Genomic DNA, 18,025 nt, shown 5'->3' with positions numbered 1-18,025 from the left:
AGAGCGGTCAGTCAGTAAGGGGTCGATCCCCTCCCTGTCCTTCCGCAGCTTAGTCCCGCAAGCGGGGACCGCTCATTCCAACTGCCGACACCCGTCGCTGCCCTCCTGCCCCGAACGCCGACAACTGCTTTAACTTGATGGTGCGAGACGATGTTCCCGCAGGCCAGGCAGTTACCCGTGCCACCTGTACGCCGATGGCGAACGTGAGACCGCGAAGACTGCGTGTCGCCCGTCCTCACTAGGGATGTCTTACCCGCAAGCACGGACACTCCATGCGGCGAACGCCGGTTCCCTCAGCTATGGGCGAACATCCTTGCGTCTTCGAATACGTCGACACCCCCAGTTTCGGCCACACTGTGCAATCAGTCATCCACAATGCGTAACCATCGGGTGGACTCGGAAGTTCCCGGAGCATGGACTCCCATGTCCCGCTCCCCCATCTGCCGCTGCCGGCTCCGGCGCCGCACGACGACGGCGTCGCGCGCTGGTACGAGCACGAGCTCGGGTGGGCCACGGCAGGCGGTCGGCCGGTGCAGCTGCCGACCGGGCTCCGCTTCGATGTGCTGGAGCTCCCCGCCGATGCGGGATTCGCCCTGCTCAGGCGGCACGAACGGACCGGCCCGGTCGCGATCACGGGCAGGGTCCCCCGGGCCGGGGGCCGGGCGAGGATGCGGCTGCTGATGGCCGCGGGCAGCGCCGAGGAACTGCCGGGGCTGCTCGACTGGCTGGAATGGGGCGGGATCGGTCTCGATCTGACCGCCCTCGGCACGGGTATGCGGATGTCCGCCCCGGCACCGCCCGGCTTTCCCGTCACGCAGGGGGCCGCCCGGTGGGTGCGGCCCCCGGAACCGGGGCGCGAAGTGGAACCGTCACTGCCGGCGCTCGCCCCCGTCGGGCACAGTGCCGGACCCGGGGGCGTTGGGGGCACCCCCGACCTCGTACGGCTCGTGGCCACGGCGGCGCATGCATGCCACCGGGCCCGGTTGCTACGTGCGAGTGCTCAGCCGTTGGCCTTCTCGTAGGCCTCGCGGATCTCGGCGGGAACGCGCCCGCGGTCGTTGACGCTGTAGCCGTTCTCCTTGGCCCACTTGCGGATCTCCGCCGTGTCCTTGCTGCCCGTCGCGGCCGCGCGGCCCTTGCCACGGCCCGTCGCGGCACGGCCACCGGTCCGCCGGCCGCCCTTGGCGTACGGCTCGAGGAGGCTGCGGAGTTTGTCGGCGTTGGCGGTGGTGAGGTCGATCTCGTAGGTCTTGCCGTCCAACGCGAACGTCACGGTCTCGTCCGCCTCGCCGCCGTCGAGGTCGTCGACAAGAAGGACCTGAACCTTCTGTGCCACCGGATTTCCTTTCATCGAAAATGCAGTACGCGGAAAGGAAACCGCTTTTCCCTGGAAAACACAAACCCTCGGCAGAGGTTCAGAACCTCGAGAACGCGGGAAACATGCGCGATTCGGACATAGAGACCGGTCGGCGTTCCGGCCCGCCTTCCGATCCACGTTCCGGTCCGCGTTCCGCCCCGGTTCGATCACAGGTGCAGAAGCATGCGGCTGTTGCCCAAGGTGTTCGGCTTCACTCGTTCGAGGCCCAGGAACTCGGCGACACCCTCGTCATAGGAACGCAGGAGCTCGCTGTAGACATCTCTGTCGACCGGAGTCTCACCGATCTCCACGAAGCCGTGCTCGGTGAAGAAGTCTACTTCGAAGGTGAGGCAGAAAACCCGGCGCACTCCCAGCCAGCGAGCGGTGTGCAACAGCTGCTCCAGCACCTGACGGCCGATGCCGTGACCCTTCACTTGAGGGTCCACTGCCAGAGTGCGCACTTCGGCGAGATCTTCCCACATGACGTGGAGAGCGCCGCAGCCGACCACTCGGGCGTCGGCATCGCGTTCCGCGACCCAGAACTCCTGGATGTCCTCGTAAAGCGTCACCGTCGCTTTGTCGAGCAGGATGCCTTCGCTCACGTAAGGATCCACGAGCCGACGCACGGCCGGTACATCGCTGGTCCTGGCCCGCCGTACGGTGACGGCATTTGCTGCGGCATTGGGAAGCGGATGCGCTGAGGACATGACCGGACGCTACCGCCCCGCGCCACCCGCCTCGTCGTCGCCCTCACCGTGCTGCTCGGGATGCGCTTGCCGGGAGGCCTCACGGGGCTCTTCCCTCGCACCTTCCGCAGCCCCTTCCTGGATCTGGGGCTGAACGATGCGCATCGCGTCCTGGAGCGCCTCGCGTTGCTCCTGCGACATCATGCCGAAGAAGGCGACAAGGGCCGCCGCGGGGTTGTCACTCTTCGACCATGCTTCGTTCATCAGTGCGGCCGAGTACGCGGGCCTGGTGGAGACCGCGGTATATCGATAGGCGCGCCCTTCGACTTCCCTGCGCACCCAGCCCTTCTGATGGAGATTGTCCATTACCGTCATGACGGTCGTGTAGGCGATGGACCGTTCCTGCTGCAGATCTTCCAGGACTTCCCGCACGGTCACCGGGCGGTTCCATTGCCAGATCCGTGTCATGACGGCGTCTTCGAGCTCTCCCAATTGGCGGGGCACATCGCCACCATAGTGGGAGATGTCTGAATGGATGGCTATTGACGTAGTTCTGGTACGAAAAAGGACGTACGGCCGTGGGCGGCCGTACGTCCATGAGGAGGGTCGGGACCTCCAGGGCCTGGCAGCCCCTGATTCAGGCCCCGGTCGGGCGGTCCGCCGGGGTGGACGGCCCGGCGGCCCCCGTGCGGGCGATCGCCGCGTCCACGGCGGCGTCCTCCTTGGCCTTGTTGGGCCCGCCCTGGCTCTTGACGATCGTCACGACGAGGCCGATGAAGAAGGCGGCCATCACAACGGGGGGCAGGAGCGCGGATACGTAGTCCATGCCCTCCAGAGTAGCTATCCGGCAGCCCGCTCCTCCGGCGGGGGCGTGGGCTTGCGGCGCGGGGGGAAGACCTCGCCGGGCGTGGGGATCGGACGGTCCGGTCGCGGCGCGGGAGAGGGGGCGGGGGACGGCTTCGGGGCAGCAGGGCGGGGCTCCGGCTTGTCGCCTGCGGCGGCCAGCCCACCGGGGAGGGCCGTCAGTCGCGCCCGGGAGGCGGGCGCGGCCGGTGCGGCCACCGCGGCGGAGGTGATGGTGCGGCGGGCGAGGCGGGCGCGCACCGACTGTTCCGCGAGGCCCTGGCAGCGCTCCAGCAGCGCGGCCGCGACGGGCGTGCGGTGCTGGAGGCCACGCAGGGCCGCGAGATCCTCGGGGTGGGGGTCGTAGCCGGCGGCCAGGGCGTCCTGGAGGAGCTCCAGATAGCCGCCGGACGAGCCGGGAAGTGCGGCACGGTAGCGGACGAGGTCGGCGAGCAGGAACGCGCGCAGCCGCCCCGCCTCGCTCACGGCCTCGTCCACGGACTCGGCGAGCCGCAGACAGTCCTGGACGACGTTCTCGCGGGGCTGGGCGGGATTGAGGGCGACGGCGAGGGCGCGTCGGAGCACACGCAGCTCGTCCGCGCTGAACGCCATGCCGCCACGGGATCCGTATGGCGTGGGCATGCGCCGACAGTACGCGCTAATCGGACAAAATTCGTTTACCCCGGATACGTGGCGCGGCGCCTCTTCGCGTGGCGGCTCGTGCCCGGCCCGTACGGCCCGGACGCGGCGCCCCGTGGCCGGCCGGCCCGTGCGGGCACCCGCGGCGGGCGGGCGGTCACATACGGGAGACGTTCCGCTCGTACACGAGCCGCAGGCCGATCAGCGTCAGCCACGGCTCGTGCTCGTCGATCGCGGAGGACTCGGCCAGCACGACCGGTGCCAGACCGCCGGTGGCGATCACGGTGACGTCCTCCGGATCGTCGGCCAGCTCGCGCTTCATGCGCTCCACGACACCGTCCACCTGGCCCGCGAAGCCGTACACGATGCCCGACTGCATCGCCTCCACGGTGTTCTTGCCGATCACGCTGCGCGGACGGGCCAGCTCGATCTTGCGGAGCTGGGCGCCCCTGACGCCGAGGGCATCGACCGAGATCTCGATGCCGGGGGCGATGACGCCGCCCGCGTACTCCCCGCGCGCGCTCACCGCGTCGAAGGTCGTGGCCGTGCCGAAGTCGACGACGATCGCCGGGCCGCCGTAGAGCTCGACGGCGGCGACCGCGTTGATGATGCGGTCGGCGCCGACCTCCTTGGGGTTGTCCGTGAGGACCGGCACACCCGTCTTGACGCCGGGCTCGACGAGGACGGCGGGGACGTCGCCGTAGTAGCGGCGGGTCACCTCGCGCAGCTCGTGCAGCACGGAGGGGACGGTGGCGCAGATGGAGATGCCCTCGATGCCGTCGCCGAGCTCCACGCCGAGCAGCGGGTGCATGCCCATCAGGCCGTTGAGGAGCACCGCGAGTTCGTCGGCGGTGCGGCGCGGGTCGGTGGAGACGCGCCAGTGCTCCACGATGTCCTCGCCGTCGAACAGGCCGAGGACGGTATGGGTGTTGCCGACATCGATGGTGAGGAGCATCAGTCCCGGGCCTCTCGCAGGTCGAGGCCGATGTCGAGGATCGCGGACGAGTGGGTGAGGGCGCCGACCGCGAGGTAGTCGACGCCGGTCTCGGCGTACGCCCGGGCGTTGGCCAGCGTGAGCCGGCCGGAGGACTCGAGGACCGCGCGGTTCTTGACGAGGGCGACCGCCTCCTCGGTCTCGGTCGGGGTGAAGTTGTCGAGCAGGATCAGGTCGGCACCGGCGTCCAGGACCTCACGGACCTGGTGGAGGGTGTCGACCTCGACCTCGATGGGGAGGTCCGGGGTGCCGAGCTCGACGAGCTTCTCCCGTACGGCTTTGAAGGCCTGTCCGACGCCGCCCGCGGCGACGACGTGGTTGTCCTTGACGAGGGCGGCGTCGGACAGCGACATGCGGTGGTTGACGCCGCCGCCGCAGCGCACGGCGTACTTCTCCAGGGCGCGCAGGCCCGGGGTCGTCTTGCGGGTGTCGCGCACGCGGGCGTTGGTGCCGTCGAGTAGGCCGGCCCAGGCGCGGGTGGCGGTGGCGATGCCGGAGAGGCGGCAGAGGATGTTGAGGGCGCTGCGCTCGCCGGTGAGGAGGTCCCGGGTGCGGGCGGTGACGGAGAGCAGCTTCTGGCCCGCCTCGACGCGGTCGCCGTCCTCGACGTGCCGCTCGACCTCGAACGCGTCGGTGCAGACGATCGAGAGGACCGCCTCGGCGACGCGCAGGCCCGCGACGACGCCGGCCTCGCGGGCGGTGAAGTCGCCGGTGGCGACGGCGTCCTCGGGGACGGTGGCGACGGTCGTGATGTCCACGCCGCCGTCGAGGTCCTCCTCGATCGCGAGGTGCGCGATGTCCTCGACCTGGACGGGGTCGAGGCCCGCCTCGGCGAGGAGCTCGGCGAGGGCGGGGTCCAGACCGCACTCGTACACCCCGTCGGCGCAGCCGCAGCCCTCGCCGCAGCCGCCCGCCGTCTCGTCGGACGCGGAGGCGGAGGCGGGTGCGCTGATCTGGATCAGGGGTACGTCCACGGGCTCCGGACGTTCTTCGGGCGTGCTCACGGTTGCGGCTCCCTGGGGGCAAGGGGGGTGACGGGGGGAAAGGACTCGGTGCCGGTGCGGCGCACGACGAGATGGCGGTCAGGAGTGAGCCGTACGACAATATGGCGCCGCCACTCCGCGTCGTCGCGGTCGGGGTGGTCCTCGCGCCAGTGGCACCCTCGGGTCTCCGCGCGCTCGCGGGCGGCGGCGACGAGGACGCGCGAGACGAGCAGGAGGTTGGTGGCCTCCCAGGCCTCCACGCCGGGCTCGGCTGACTTGCCGAACTCCTCGGCACCGTTCAACGCGGACAGGTGCAGCGCCTCCAGCGCCTCGGCGGCGGCGTCGAGGCTCGCGGCGGACCGGAGCACGCCGGCGCCGTGGGTCATGATCTGCTGAATCTCGTGCCGCGCCTCGGGGAGGAGCAGTGTCACGGGGGGCTGCGCGGGCGTCGGGTCCGGCGCAGACGTGGCGGGCCCGGCAGGCGGCGGATCGGTCGCGACCGCCGTGGCGATGCGTTCCGCGAAGACCAGGCCCTCCAGCAGCGAGTTGGAGGCCAGGCGGTTGGCGCCGTGGACGCCCGTGCAGGCGACCTCGCCGCAGGCGTAGAGGCCGGGGACGGTGGTGCGGCCGTGGAGATCGGTACGGATGCCGCCGGAGGCGTAGTGGGCCGCGGGGGCGACCGGTATCGGCTCGGTCACCGGGTCGATGCCATGGGCGCGGCAGGCCGCCAGGATCGTCGGGAAGCGGGTCTCCCACATCTCGGCGCCGAAGTGGCGGGCGTCGAGGAACATGTGGTCCGCGCCCTGCTCCTGCATGCGGCGCATGATGCCCTTGGCGACGATGTCGCGGGGCGCGAGCTCGGCGAGCTCGTGCTGACCGACCATGAAGCGAATGCCGGACGCGTCGACGAGATGGGCGCCCTCGCCCCGGACCGCCTCGGAGACCAGGGGCTGCTGGCCCTCGGATTCCCGGCCGAGGAAGAGGACCGTCGGGTGGAACTGGACGAACTCGAGGTCGCTCACCTCGGCACCGGCCCGGAGCGCGAGTGCGACCCCGTCGCCGGTGGACACCGACGGGTTGGTCGTGGCCGAGAAGACCTGCCCCATGCCGCCTGTCGCCAGGACCACGGCGGGTGCGTGGACCGCGCCGACGCCGTCGTGCTGGCCCTCGCCCATGACGTGCAGGGTGATTCCTGACGCACGGCCGTCCTCGTCCGTCAGCAGGTCGATGACCAGCGCGTGCTCGATGATGCGTATCGCCCGCTCGCGTATCGCCGTGACCAGCGCCCGCGAGATCTCGGCACCCGTGGCATCGCCGCCCGCGTGCGCGATCCGGCGCCGGTGGTGGCCGCCCTCGCGGGTGAGCGCGATGTCCCCGCCCGCGTCCAGGTCGAACTGCGCGCCCGTCCCGATCAGCCGCCGCACCGCGTCGGGGCCCTCGGTGACCAGGGTCCGTACGGCCTCCTCGTCGCACAGCCCGGCCCCCGCGACCAACGTGTCCGCCTGGTGCTGCTCGGGGGTGTCGCCGTCGCCGAGCGCGGCCGCGATACCGCCCTGGGCCCAGCGCGTGGAGCCGTCGTCGAGGAGGGCCTTGGTGACCACGACCGTACGCAGCCCCGCGGCCGTGCAGCGCAGTGCCGTCGTCAGGCCCGCGACACCGGAGCCGACCACGACGACATCGGCGTCGATGGCCCAGCCGGGCGCGGGGGCGTTCAGCCGTACGCCCGGGCCGGGCGCGGGGCGGGTGCCGGGGCCGTCGTCGGTGCGGAGGGCGGCGCCGGTTCCGGTGCCGGAGTCCTGGCCACTTCCGGTCGCGGTCATGCGGGCGCTCCGAAGGTCAGGGGAATGTTGTCGATCAGCCGCGTCGATCCGATCCGCGCGGCGACCGCCAGGACGGCCTCGCCCTCGTACGCGTCCGGGATCTCGGTGAAGTCGGCGGGGTCGACCAGCGCCAGGTAGTCCAGATCCAGCGGCGGCACCGCCTTGGCCGCCTCCTCAAGCACGGCACGTGCGGCCGCCCGTACGGCATCGGCCCCGCCGCCCGGCTGGGCCGCGGCCACCGCGTGCGCGTCGGCGGCCGCACGGGCCTCGCCGAGCGCGGAGAGCGCGGCGGCACGGGCCGTCGGAGCGGGGGCGGACTCGGCGCGGGCGCGCAGCGCCTGCTGGGCGGCGAGCCGGTCGTGGGCGGCGAAGAGGGCCCGGGAGAGCGCGAGCGCGGTCCTCCGCTCGTCGGGCGCCAGATAGCGGTTGCGGCTGGAGAGCGCGAGGCCGTCCGGCTCGCGCACGGTCGGGACGCCGACGATCTCCACAGGGAAGTTCAGATCGCGGACCATCCGCCGGATCAGGGCCAGCTGCTGGGCGTCCTTCTGGCCGAAGAGCGCGACGTCGGGCCGGGTGAGGTGGAGGAGCTTGGCGACCACCGTGAGCATGCCGTCGAAGTGGCCGGGGCGGAACGTGCCCTCGAGGAGCTCGCCCATCGGACCCGCGGAGATCCTGACCTGCGGTTCGCCACCGGGGTAGACCTCGTCCACGGACGGCGCGAACACGAGGTCCGCGCCCGCCGCCTGCGCGGTCTTCACGTCGGCGTCCAGGGTGCGCGGGTAGCGGTCGAGGTCCTCGCCCGCGCCGAACTGCAGCGGGTTGACGAAGACGGTGACGACGACGGTGCCCTTGCGGCCGACGTGCTCACGGGCCGTGCGGACGAGGGTGGCGTGCCCCTCGTGCAGCGCGCCCATGGTCATGACGACGGCGACAGGACCGCCCGGCGAGTGGTCCGGGCGGTCGTTCAGCTCGTCGCGCGTGTGGATCAGCCCGGCGTCACGGCTCATCGGTTGTCTCCCTCGGCCAGTACCCCCAGCAGATCCTCTGCCAGCTCCGGCTTGAGCAGACCGTGCGCCAGCGCGCGGTCCGCGGTCGTACGGGCCATCGCCAGATAACCGGCGACGGTGCCCGGCGCGTGCTTGCGCAGCTCCGCGACGTGCGCCGCTACCGTGCCGGCGTCGCCGCGCGCGACCGGGCCAGTGAGCGCGGCGTCGCCCGAACGCAGGGCGTTGTCGAGCGCCGCGCCGAGGAGCGGGCCGAGCATGTGGTCGGGCGACGAGACGCCCGCGGCGCGCAGCAGCTCCATGGACTGGGCCACCAGGGTGACGAGGTGGTTCGCACCGATGGCGAGGGCCGCGTGGTAGAGCGGGCGGGCCTCTTCCTCGATCCACTCGGGCTCGCCGCCCATCTCGATGACCAGCGCCTCGGCCGCGAGCCGCAGCTCGGCGGGGGCGGTGACCCCGAAGGAGCAGCCGGCCAGCCGCTGCACGTCGACGCTCGTCCCCGTGAAGGTCATGGCGGGGTGCAGCGCGAGCGGGAGGGCGCCGGCCCGGCGGGCGGGGTCGAGCACGGTCGTGCCGTACCGCCCGGACGTGTGCACGAGGAGCTGGCCGGGGCGCACGGCTCCGGTCTCGGCGAGGCCTTCGACCAGGCCGGGCAGGGCGTCGTCGGGAACCGTGAGCAGCACCAGCTCGGCGCGGGCGAGGACCTCGGCGGGTGCGACCAGCGGCACGTCGGGCAGCAGGACGGCGGCGCGGCGACGGGAGGCGTCGGACACGCCGGAGACCGCGACCGGGCGATGGCCCGCCAGCCGGAGCGACGCGGCGAGGGCCGGGCCGACGCGGCCTGCTCCCACGACACCCACGGCGAGGCGGGCCGGGCGGTCCCTGGGGTCGAGTGGCTCGGATGCGGGCGGGGTGGATGAGGGTGGTGGTGCGTTCACGCGGCGATGGCCTTCCGTTCCAGTCCGCGGGGGGTACCGGACGATTCTTCGTCATGCTACGCCAGCGTTTCGACGAGGCTTCGGGTTGTCCACAGCCTGTGGAGGCGCACGGTGTCGGCGCGCGCCGGTGCCGGGGTCCGGCGGCACCGGGACGCGCTGGACGCGGTCAACGCGGTCAACAGGGTGCGCCCTAGGAACAGCGAGGGCTCCCCCGGTGGAAGAGGCGGGTCGTGGCCGTGCGCAGGGGATGGAGGGGGCGGCCTGCGAGGACCTTGGTGAAGCGGTGGTGGTCGCGGAGGGACCGGAGCGTCCGCCAGTCGTCACGGCCCGGAGGCGGCGGGACGGGGGCGCGGTGCCGGGTGGCGCGGCAGGTGTCCAGGAGGTGCTGCTGGATGGCGTCCATGCCTCCAGGCTCCGTCCGCACCGCAACTCTCGCGCGTCGATTGACCAGCACCGTCAAACGGCGCGACGGACCGCCCCGCTCACCCCGCACCATAGGAACCGTGAGCGTCACCATCGACATCGCGGGCCTGCCTCCCGAGCGCGTCCTCTTCGAGATCTCGCCCCTCGCCGAGCTGGGCGTCGCCCTGCACGCACTGGCCGAGCCCGGGCACCACCCGGGGCTCCACGGCTGGGCGACAGCCACCGCGGCCGGGCTGAAGCCCGATCTCGCCGACCGGCTGCACGAGGCGGACTTCCTCTGGACGTCGACCTTCTCGGACGTGTTCATGCCGTTCTCCGGCATACGCGGTGACGGCCGCACGGGCGCCACCCTCGCCGAGGAGCTGGACATGATGGACCGGCTCGACGACGAGCGGTTCGTCGCCTGCACCATGGAGTTCACCTGCTCCAGTTGGTACGCCGTGGGCGGCCCCGTGAACCGCGACCGTGCGCTGGAGCTCGCCGCCACCCGCGGCCCCAAGCAGCTGGACTTCGCCCGGCGGCTGCTGGACGACCCCGCCTCCGTACGAACCTGGCTGCGGCGCCTCTTCGAGGACTGCGAACAGGCCTTCTTCGCGGACACCTGGAACCGCGTCCGCACCCAGCTCGCCGCCGACGCCCGCCACAAGACCGAGATCCTGCGCCGCAAGGGCCTCGCGGAGGCGCTGCGTGCCGTGTCCCCCGCGCTCTCGCTCGACGAGGCGACGGGCCGTATCGCGGCCGACAAGCTGACGGTGGGCCACACGACCTCCCTCGACCCCGCCGTCGGCGCCGGGGTCACCTTCCTGCCGTCCAGCTTCGGCTGGCCGCATCTGATGGTGCTGCACGCGCCCGGCTGGCGGCCGGTCGTGCAGTATCCCGTCGCCGCTCCCGAGCTCCCCGGCCTCGCCTCCGTGCAGCTGCTCAAACTCCGGATGGAGGCGCTCGCCCACCCCATGCGCATGCGGCTGTGCCGCAACCTCGCCCGCGCCCCGTACACGACGGGCGAGCTTGCCGACGCGCACGGCATCACCCCGCCGGAGGTCTCGCGCCATCTGTCGGTCCTGAAGAAGGCCGGTCTGATCACGACCCGGCGGCGCGGCCGGTACGTACTGCACCAGCTGGACGTCTCGGTCGTGGCCCGGCTCGGCAGCGACTTCCTGGAGACCGTCCTGCGCTGAACCGGAGGCCGGTCGCAGCGCAGGGTCGGTCGAAGAGGAGAGCCGGTCGCAGCGCAGGGTCGGTCGAAGAGGAGGGCCGGCCGAAGGACAGGGTCGGTCGGAGCGGATGCGGGACAAGGGCGGCCCTCGCCCCGCGCAGCCGGTGCCGCAGCGGTGTGTACGTGTTCGATCGCGGAGTGGGCGGGACCGCTCAGACCGCCCCGCCGCCCGCCCGCACCAGGCCCGTCTCGTACGCGAGCACGACCACCTGCACACGGTCGCGCAGGTTCAGCTTGGTGAGGATGCGGCCGACGTGGGTCTTGACCGTGGCCTCGGACAGGACGAGCCGTGCGGCGATCTCGCCGTTCGACAGGCCCTGTGCGACCAGCAGCATGACCTCGCGCTCGCGGTCGGTGAGCCGCGCCAGCTCCTTGTGCTGCGGCGGCCCGCCCGGGGACGGCAGCATCGGCGAGAACCGGTCCAGGAGGCGGCGGGTCGTGGACGGCGCGACGACCGCGTCGCCGCTGTGCACGGAGCGGATGGCGCCGAGCAGCTCGCCCGGCGGCACGTCCTTCAGCATGAAGCCGCTGGCGCCCGCCTTGAGCCCGGAGAAGGCGTACTCGTCGAGGTCGAAGGTGGTCAGGATGATCACCTTCGGCGCGTCCGGCTCCGCGCAGATGCGGCGCGTCGCCTCCACGCCGTCGAGCTTCGGCATGCGTACGTCCATCAGGACCACGTCCACGGCCGTCGAGCGAAGGATCTCGATCGCCTCGGCCCCGTCGCCCGCCTCGGCCACGACGTCCATGTCCGGCTGCGCGGCGAGCACCATGCGGAATCCCGTGCGCAGCAGCACCTGGTCGTCGACGAGCATCACGCGGATCGTCATGTGCAGGGTCCCTTGTCTCGTGGGCGTCTCATGGGCGTCCTCGGGCGTCCTCGGGCGTCTCATGGACGTCTTGTCTTCGGGCTTCTCGTGGCTTCTCGTGGCTTCTAGTGGCTTCTAGTGGGCGGGCTTGAGCGGGAGCAGTGCGCTGATCCGGAACCCGCCGCCCGGCCGCGGCCCCGCGTCGAGCGTGCCGCCGACCATACCGACGCGCTCGCGCATGCCGATGAGGCCGTGGCCCCTGCCGTCCGCGCCGCCGTCCTCGTACATCTCGTGCGCAGCTCCCCGGCCGTCGTCCTCGACCAGCAGCCCGAGCCCGTCGTCGAAGTACACGAGCCGCACGCTCGCCCCCGCGTCCGGGCCGCCGTGCTTGCGGGTGTTGGTGAGGGCCTCCTGCACGATGCGGTACGCCGTCAGCTCCACGCCGCTGGGGAGCGGCCGCGGGGTGCCCTCGATCTTGAAGTCGACGGCGAGGCCGGCATGGCGCACCTGCTCGACGAGGTCCTCGATCTGCTGGACGTCCGGCTGGGGCACGTACTCCCCGCTCTCCGGGGCGTCGCCGGTGCGCAGCACGCCCAGCAGCCGGCGCATCTCGGCGAGTGCCTGGCGGCCGGTGCTGGAGATGGTCTCCAGGGCCTGCCGGGCCTGGTCGGGCGCGGCGTCCAGGACATACGCGGCGCCGTCGGCCTGGACCACCATCACCGAGACGTTGTGCGCGACGACGTCGTGGAGCTCGCGGGCGATCCGGGCGCGCTCGGCGGCGACGGCGACCTTGGCCTGCGCCTCGCGCTCCTTCTCCAGCCTGGAGGCACGCTCCTCCAGCTGGGCGAAGTACGCGCGACGGGTGCGCAGCGAGTCACCGAGCACCCAGGCGAGTGCGAACGGGACGCTCATGACGACCGTGAAGAAGATCCTTCCGCCGATGCCGGTGTTCTCGACGGGCCAGCGGATCTGGGAGAGCGTGGCCGCGGACAGTCCGCCGACGAGCGCCAGGTGGGAGGCCCAGCGAGGGCCGTCGTGCGCGGCGACCGTGTAGATGATCACGAGCATCGCGAAGTCCGCCGCGTTGACGTGGATGTCCAGCGCGAGCTGGGCGACGCCGAGAGCAGCCACGAGCAGCAGCATCTTCTCGGGTGCGCGGCGGCGCAGCGCGACGGTGAGGCAGAGGAGCAGGACGATGACGGCGGCCGCGATCCTGGGCTCGTTCCCCTCGTTCCCCTGGACGACCCACAGCATGGAGAACCCGAAGAGGAGGACGGCCCAGAAGCTGTCGACGCCTGTCGGGTGTCTGCGGATGAAGTCGTAGAGACGCTGCACGTAACCCAGCGTAGGGAAAGCGGAAAGGTGCATGGGTCAACCGGAGGGCCGATCCGGTCGGCGGACGCCTACTCCGCAAGGTGGAGACTGGCACGCGTGACGAACGAGGCGACATATCAGGCGCCGGACGATCCGGCCGCCGGCTGGCTCTCCTGGCGAGAGGCGACGGAGCGGGCGCTGTACGGCCCCGACGGGTTCTACCGGCGACCGGAGGGGCCGGCCGGCCACTTCCGTACGTCGGTCCACGCCTCGCCGCTGTACGCCTCCGCGGTCGCCCGGCTCCTGGCCGAGACCGCGGAGTCCCTGCCGGGCGCCTCCGAGATCGCGCTGGTCGACATGGGCGCCGGGCGGGGGGAGCTGCTGACGGCCGTGCTGGCGGCGCTCCCCGGCGGGCGGCTGCCGGACGGTCGACCGGTACGGGCCTGCGCCGTCGAGCGCGCTGGACGCCCGGAGGCGGCGCTGGACCCGCGCATCGAGTGGGTCGAGCGGGCGCCGACGGGGGTGACCGGACTGCTGTTCGCGAACGAGTGGCTGGACAACGTTCCGGTGGACGTCGCGGAGGTGGACGAGGCGGGAGTCGCCCGGTACGTCCTGGTGCACCGCCCGGACGGCGAGGAACGCCTCGGGGAGCCGGTGACCGGGGCGGACGCGGAATGGCTGGACCGCTGGTGGCCGCTCATGGAGCCCGGGGCGCGGGCGGAGATCGGGCGGCCGCGCGACGAGGCGTGGGCGGCGGCGGTCGCGACGCTCGACGCGGGGCTTGCGGTCGCCGTCGACTATGCGCACCGCGCGGGAGCGCGGCCGCCCTTCGGGACGCTGACGGGCTTCCGCGCGGGGCGGGAGGTTCCTCCGGTCCCGGACGGCAGCTGCGACATCACGGCGCACGTGGCACTGGACGCGTGCGCGGGTGCCACGTCGGCCGGGACCGGCGCGGGCTTCGAACTCGTGCCCCAGCGCGATGCCCTGCACCGACTCGGCATCACAGGCGATCGCCCGCCCCTGGCCATGGCGTCGTCCGACCCCGTGGCGTACCTGCGCGCCCTGTCGTCGGCCGGCGAGGCAGCCGAACTGACCGCCCGCGGCGGCCTCGGCGACTTCACATGGCTGCTGCAGCGGGTCCCGGCGGATCCTCCCCCAACCCGCCCCTTCCCGTAGCCGGAGCGCCGCCCCGGCCCCCGCGCCTTCGGGCTCCGCACCGGTCCACTGTCCCGACGACCAGTCCCGACGACCTGTCCCGACGACCTGTCCCGGACGCCTGCCCCGGACGCCCTGTCGGGCGCGGGCGAGGCGTCCCTCCAAGCCCGTCGGCCAAGCCCGTCGGCGCACAAGGCCCAACAAAGCACGAGACCCGACGGCGCCACACAGACCGCAAGCCCGCTCGGTGGCCGGGGCGGCGCCCAGGCCCCGCGCAGCGGCCTCAGGGCCGATCCGAGCCGGTCGAGGGTGTCCGCCCCCTGGGCGGGGCCCCACCCTGTCCGCGCCGCGAGGGATACTGTCGCCCATGACGGAGACGACGATCGGCATCGGCGGCGCAGCCGAGAGCACCGACATGGTGCTGAACATCGGCCCGCAGCACCCCTCCACCCACGGCGTGCTCCGCCTCCGTCTCGTCCTCGACGGAGAGCGCATCCTGCACGCCGAGCCGGTGATCGGCTACATGCACCGGGGCGCGGAAAAACTCTTCGAGGCGCGCGACTACCGGCAGATCGTGATGCTGGCCAACCGCCACGACTGGCTGTCCGCCTTCTCGAACGAGCTCGGCGTCGTCATGGCCGTCGAGCGCATGCTCGGCATGGAGGTCCCGGAGCGGGCGGTCTGGACGCGGACACTCCTCGCCGAGCTGAACCGGGCCCTCAACCACCTGATGTTCCTCGGCTCGTACCCCCTCGAACTGGGCGGAATCACCCCGGTCTTCTATGCCTTCCGTGAGCGCGAGGAGCTCCAGGCCGTGATGGAGGAGGTCTCCGGCGGCCGGATGCACTACATGTTCAACCGGGTCGGCGGCCTCAAGGAGGACCTGCCCGCGGGCTGGACCGGCCGGGCCCGGGAGGCGGTCGCCGACGTCCGCTCCCGCATGGACGTGTACGACCGGCTCGTCCTCGGCAACGAGATCTTCCGCGGCCGTACGCGCGGCGTCGGCGTCCTGACCCCGCAGGCCGCGCACGCGTACGGCGTCTCCGGCCCGATCGCCCGCGCCTCGGGGGTCGACTTCGATCTGCGACGCGACGAGCCGTACCTGGCGTACGGCGAGCTCCAGGGCACCCTCAAGGTCGTCACCCGTACCGAGGGCGACTGCCTGGCCCGCTTCGAGTGCCTGCTGGAGCAGACCCACAATGCGCTCGACCTCGCGGACGCCTGCCTGGACCGGCTCGTCGAGCTGGCGCCCGGGCCGATCAACCAGCGCCTGCCGAAGGTCCTGAAGGCCCCCGAGGGCCACACCTACGCCTGGACCGAGAACCCGCTCGGCATCAACGGCTACTACCTGGTCTCCAAGGGCGAGAAGACCCCGTACCGGCTCAAGCTCCGCTCGGCGTCGTTCAACAACATCCAGGCGCTGACCGAGCTGCTGCCGGGCACGCTGGTCGCCGACATGGTGGCGATCCTGGGGTCGCTGTTCTTCGTGGTCGGCGACATCGACAAGTAGCCCGGCGGGCACGGCCGGGAGCCCGGACGCCTCACGATTCCCAACGTATCGGGAGCCCGGACGCCTCACGATTCCCGACGTATCGGGAGCCCGGACGCCTCACGATTCCCGACGTATCGGGAGCCCGGACGCCTCACGGTTCCTGACACACCAGGAGCCCGGACGCGTCATGTCGTGCAGACTCGTCCGGGCTCCCGGGTGCGTCAGGAGATCGCGCTGCGCAGCTCCGCCACGTCCAGCTGCTCGGTCTCGTCGTGCGCCGTCAGGTCGATGACCTTGCCCACCGCGAGCTCAGCCGTTTTCCCCCGGGGCTTCGCCTCGGCGCCACCCCCGGCGGCGGCCAGCGCCTCCTCGCCCACCACGTCCGCGAGGTCCTCGTTCTGGACCGCCGCGAGCTGCGCGGCGGCCTCTGCCACGCCCGCGCCGGCGCCCGTGCCGAAGAAGTCGAAGCCGCCCAGGGGGCGCGGGGCCTGGCGTGCGGTGTACGGAACGATCGCAGCGGCAACCGGCACCGGAATCCTCGCGGGAACGGCGGACGACGGGCGGGCGTGCTGCTCTCCCCCGGCGGCCGCCGCGTGCTTCCCCTGCGGCTCGTCCGCCTCCCGCGCCCGCTCGGCGAGATCGCGCCGACGGGCCTCCTCGACGGTGTGCCTGGCCTGCTGGGCCGCCGCGTTGCGCGACAGTTCCTCCAGGGCCTTGGCGGCGCGCAGATACGCGGACGGCGTCGGCGTGGAACCGGCGGGGAGAAGCTCCTTGGGCGCGGCGGCCTCGATCGCGAGCTGCCGGCGGCCTTCGAGCGCGCTGGCCCGCTCCGTCTCGGCGGTCGCGTACCGCCGCAGCAGCGCGGCGTGCTCGTTGCGCAGTCCGGCGAGCTCGACCCGCTTGGACCGGAGCTTCGCGTCCAGCTTGACGCGCAGCTCGCGGGATTCGTCGAGGTCGGCCTCCAGCTCGGCTATGCGCTCCTCGGTCTTCCAGGCGTCGCTGGCGCGCAGGCGGGTGAGGTCGGCGACGCGACGGCCCGCGCTCCGGTCCCAGCTGCGCATGAGCACCGCACCGGTGACCGCGGCTGCCGCCGCTGCCGCGACGAAGGTGCGGAGCAAGACGGGATCCGCAAAAAGCCAGGCGCCGGCGGCACAGAGAACCGAAGCTCCCGCGACCGCGGAGGGCGGGAGGAGCCGGTGCAGAGGTGGGGAATGGCGGTGGCGTCCACGTGGCATGGCCTGAAATTTACCGTGCGTAGGCGACGAATGGGGAGTCGGCCCGGCAATCTCTTGGCGACTTTGCCGCACCGGGCCGACTTCCTTTACCCGCCGCTTACTTGAGCGGCCCCTCGGCTACTTCTTGATCAGGCCCTTGGACTCCAGATACTCCCTGGCGGCGTCCTCCGGCTTCGCTCGCTCCGCGTCCACCTTCCGGTTCAGCTCCACGAGATCCTGCGTCGTCAGCGTCTCGGTGAGCTTGCCGAGTACGTCGGCTATCTCCTGCGCTCCGGCGTCCTTGGCGTTGACCACCGGCAGCACGTTGTCCGCGTTCTGGAGCTTCTTGTCGTCCTCCAGAAGCACCAGACCGAAACTCTCCAGCGTGGCGTCGGTGGTGGTGGTCAGCACCAGATGATCCTCACCGTCCTTGACCGCCTGCTTCGCCTGCGGAGTGCCGACGCCCTTCGGATCGATGCCCGCCACATCGATCCCGTAGGTCTTCTTCAGACCGGGCGCGCAGAACGGCCGCACTTCACACTCGTCCCCGGCCGCGATCCTGACCTTGATCTTCGACTTGCCGAGATCGGAAAGGGTCTTGAGCTTGTTCTTCTCGGCGAATTCCTTGCTCACCGCGAACGCGTTCTGGTCGACCGCCCCGCCCGCGGGCAACACCTTCAGCCCGAGCGGCTCCGCGAGCTTCTGCAGCCCCGCGACGGTGGCCGCGACATCGCTGGACGCCACCGGCTTCTCCTCCGGGGCCTTCGGGCCGTTCGCCTTCGCGTTGAGGAATTCCGCGATCGTCGCCGCGTATTCCGGTACGACGTCGATCTCGCCCTTCTCCAGCGACGGTTCGTACAGCTCCCGGTTCTTCACGGTGGTGACGGACGTGCTGTATCCGGCGTCGCCCAGCGCCTGCGCGTAGAGCTCGGCGAGCACCTTCGACTCGGTGAACGCCGCGGCCCCGACGACCAGCGTGCCCTTCTTGCCACCGCCCGCGTCACCGCCGGAGCCGCCGGTACCGCCCTTCTCCTGCTCCAGGCTGTCGCCGCCGCACGCGGCCAGCGAGCCGACGAGGGCCACGACGCCCAGCACCGCACCCGCGATACGCGAGGTCCTGCTCATGAGGTTCACCATCCAA

General features: G+C 72.0%; 19 protein-coding genes. 4 read left to right on the top strand and 15 right to left on the bottom strand.

Going from position 1 to position 18,025, the window contains the following annotated elements; genetic code table 11:
- Positions 1–413 precede the first annotated feature (413 nt).
- Positions 414–1,022: an SCO3374 family protein gene (locus ACWCP0_RS26505; RefSeq protein WP_451081281.1), complete on the top strand. Its 609-nt coding sequence runs from the start codon at positions 414–416 to the stop codon at positions 1,020–1,022.
- Here ACWCP0_RS26505 and ACWCP0_RS26500 read toward each other — a convergent pair.
- The 11 genes from ACWCP0_RS26500 to ACWCP0_RS26450 all read right to left on the bottom strand — a co-directional run bounded on the left by ACWCP0_RS26500 (position 1,001) and on the right by ACWCP0_RS26450 (position 9,667).
- Positions 1,001–1,336: a histone-like nucleoid-structuring protein Lsr2 gene (locus tag ACWCP0_RS26500; protein ID WP_451081280.1), complete on the bottom strand. Its 336-nt coding sequence runs from the start codon at positions 1,334–1,336 to the stop codon at positions 1,001–1,003. The two genes, ACWCP0_RS26505 and ACWCP0_RS26500, sit on opposite strands and share 22 nt — an antisense overlap.
- Before the next feature lie 188 nt (positions 1,337–1,524).
- Positions 1,525–2,064 carry an amino-acid N-acetyltransferase gene (locus tag ACWCP0_RS26495; RefSeq protein WP_451081279.1) on the bottom strand — a complete coding sequence of 180 codons (540 nt, stop codon included), beginning with the start codon at positions 2,062–2,064 and terminating at the stop codon, positions 1,525–1,527.
- Between the two features lie 9 nt (positions 2,065–2,073).
- Positions 2,074–2,547, bottom strand: a complete 474-nt coding sequence (locus ACWCP0_RS26490) for a BlaI/MecI/CopY family transcriptional regulator (protein ID WP_451081278.1) — start codon at positions 2,545–2,547, stop codon at positions 2,074–2,076.
- A 133-nt stretch (positions 2,548–2,680) separates the two neighbouring features.
- The gene (locus ACWCP0_RS26485) at positions 2,681–2,869 is read right to left on the bottom strand and encodes a hypothetical protein (protein ID WP_451081277.1); all 189 of its coding nucleotides are present in this window, start codon (positions 2,867–2,869) and stop codon (positions 2,681–2,683) included.
- A 14-nt stretch (positions 2,870–2,883) separates the two neighbouring features.
- A complete protein-coding gene (locus ACWCP0_RS26480; protein WP_451081318.1) occupies positions 2,884–3,498 on the bottom strand; it encodes a hypothetical protein in 615 nt (204 codons plus the stop codon).
- A 184-nt stretch (positions 3,499–3,682) separates the two neighbouring features.
- Positions 3,683–4,480 carry a type III pantothenate kinase gene (locus tag ACWCP0_RS26475; RefSeq protein WP_351231761.1) on the bottom strand — a complete coding sequence of 266 codons (798 nt, stop codon included), beginning with the start codon at positions 4,478–4,480 and terminating at the stop codon, positions 3,683–3,685.
- Positions 4,480–5,523 (bottom strand): carboxylating nicotinate-nucleotide diphosphorylase, encoded by a 1,044-nt coding sequence (nadC, locus tag ACWCP0_RS26470; protein ID WP_451081276.1) that lies wholly within the window; start codon positions 5,521–5,523, stop codon positions 4,480–4,482. The genes ACWCP0_RS26475 and nadC overlap by 1 nt, the downstream gene beginning before the upstream one ends.
- The gene (locus ACWCP0_RS26465; RefSeq protein ID WP_451081275.1) at positions 5,520–7,322 is read right to left on the bottom strand and encodes an L-aspartate oxidase; all 1,803 of its coding nucleotides are present in this window, start codon (positions 7,320–7,322) and stop codon (positions 5,520–5,522) included. Before ACWCP0_RS26465 ends, nadC begins: the two co-directional genes overlap by 4 nt.
- Positions 7,319–8,329: a pantoate--beta-alanine ligase gene (gene panC / locus ACWCP0_RS26460; protein ID WP_451081274.1), complete on the bottom strand. Its 1,011-nt coding sequence runs from the start codon at positions 8,327–8,329 to the stop codon at positions 7,319–7,321. The genes ACWCP0_RS26465 and panC overlap by 4 nt, the downstream gene beginning before the upstream one ends.
- A complete protein-coding gene (locus ACWCP0_RS26455; protein ID WP_451081273.1) occupies positions 8,326–9,264 on the bottom strand; it encodes a Rossmann-like and DUF2520 domain-containing protein in 939 nt (312 codons plus the stop codon). Before ACWCP0_RS26455 ends, panC begins: the two co-directional genes overlap by 4 nt.
- 190 nt (positions 9,265–9,454) lie before the next feature.
- Entirely contained in the window at positions 9,455–9,667 is a 213-nt protein-coding gene (locus ACWCP0_RS26450; protein WP_451081272.1) for a hypothetical protein, read from the bottom strand.
- A 100-nt stretch (positions 9,668–9,767) separates the two neighbouring features.
- Between ACWCP0_RS26450 and ACWCP0_RS26445 the strand changes: the two genes are divergently transcribed.
- Positions 9,768–10,865, top strand: coding sequence for a DUF5937 family protein (locus tag ACWCP0_RS26445; RefSeq protein ID WP_451081271.1), 1,098 nt, complete (start codon positions 9,768–9,770; stop codon positions 10,863–10,865).
- Between the two features lie 190 nt (positions 10,866–11,055).
- Here ACWCP0_RS26445 and ACWCP0_RS26440 read toward each other — a convergent pair whose 3' ends face one another.
- Entirely contained in the window at positions 11,056–11,730 is a 675-nt protein-coding gene (locus ACWCP0_RS26440) for a response regulator transcription factor (RefSeq protein WP_351231747.1), read from the bottom strand.
- Positions 11,731–11,844: 114 nt separating this feature from the next.
- The gene (locus tag ACWCP0_RS26435) at positions 11,845–13,044 is read right to left on the bottom strand and encodes a sensor histidine kinase (RefSeq protein ID WP_451081270.1); all 1,200 of its coding nucleotides are present in this window, start codon (positions 13,042–13,044) and stop codon (positions 11,845–11,847) included.
- Between the two features lie 96 nt (positions 13,045–13,140).
- On the opposite strand from ACWCP0_RS26435, the gene ACWCP0_RS26430 reads away from it, so the two are divergent.
- Both ACWCP0_RS26430 and ACWCP0_RS26425 read left to right on the top strand, forming a co-directional pair.
- On the top strand, positions 13,141–14,199 hold the full coding sequence (locus tag ACWCP0_RS26430; RefSeq protein WP_451081269.1) for an SAM-dependent methyltransferase: 1,059 nt from the start codon (positions 13,141–13,143) through the stop codon (positions 14,197–14,199).
- A 346-nt stretch (positions 14,200–14,545) separates the two neighbouring features.
- Positions 14,546–15,688 (top strand): NADH-quinone oxidoreductase subunit D, encoded by a 1,143-nt coding sequence (locus ACWCP0_RS26425; protein ID WP_451081268.1) that lies wholly within the window; start codon positions 14,546–14,548, stop codon positions 15,686–15,688.
- A 203-nt stretch (positions 15,689–15,891) separates the two neighbouring features.
- Here ACWCP0_RS26425 and ACWCP0_RS26420 read toward each other — a convergent pair whose 3' ends face one another.
- Both ACWCP0_RS26420 and ACWCP0_RS26415 read right to left on the bottom strand, forming a co-directional pair.
- Positions 15,892–16,905, bottom strand: a complete 1,014-nt coding sequence (locus ACWCP0_RS26420; RefSeq protein ID WP_451081267.1) for a hypothetical protein — start codon at positions 16,903–16,905, stop codon at positions 15,892–15,894.
- A 117-nt stretch (positions 16,906–17,022) separates the two neighbouring features.
- The gene (locus ACWCP0_RS26415) at positions 17,023–18,009 is read right to left on the bottom strand and encodes an ABC transporter substrate-binding protein (protein WP_451081266.1); all 987 of its coding nucleotides are present in this window, start codon (positions 18,007–18,009) and stop codon (positions 17,023–17,025) included.
- Positions 18,010–18,025: the final 16 nt, after the last annotated feature.

The organism is Streptomyces sp. NPDC001970, assembly GCF_053594115.1.
Note: the sequence above shows the minus strand (reverse complement) of the source record. Positions and strands in the feature narration are given on the sequence as shown.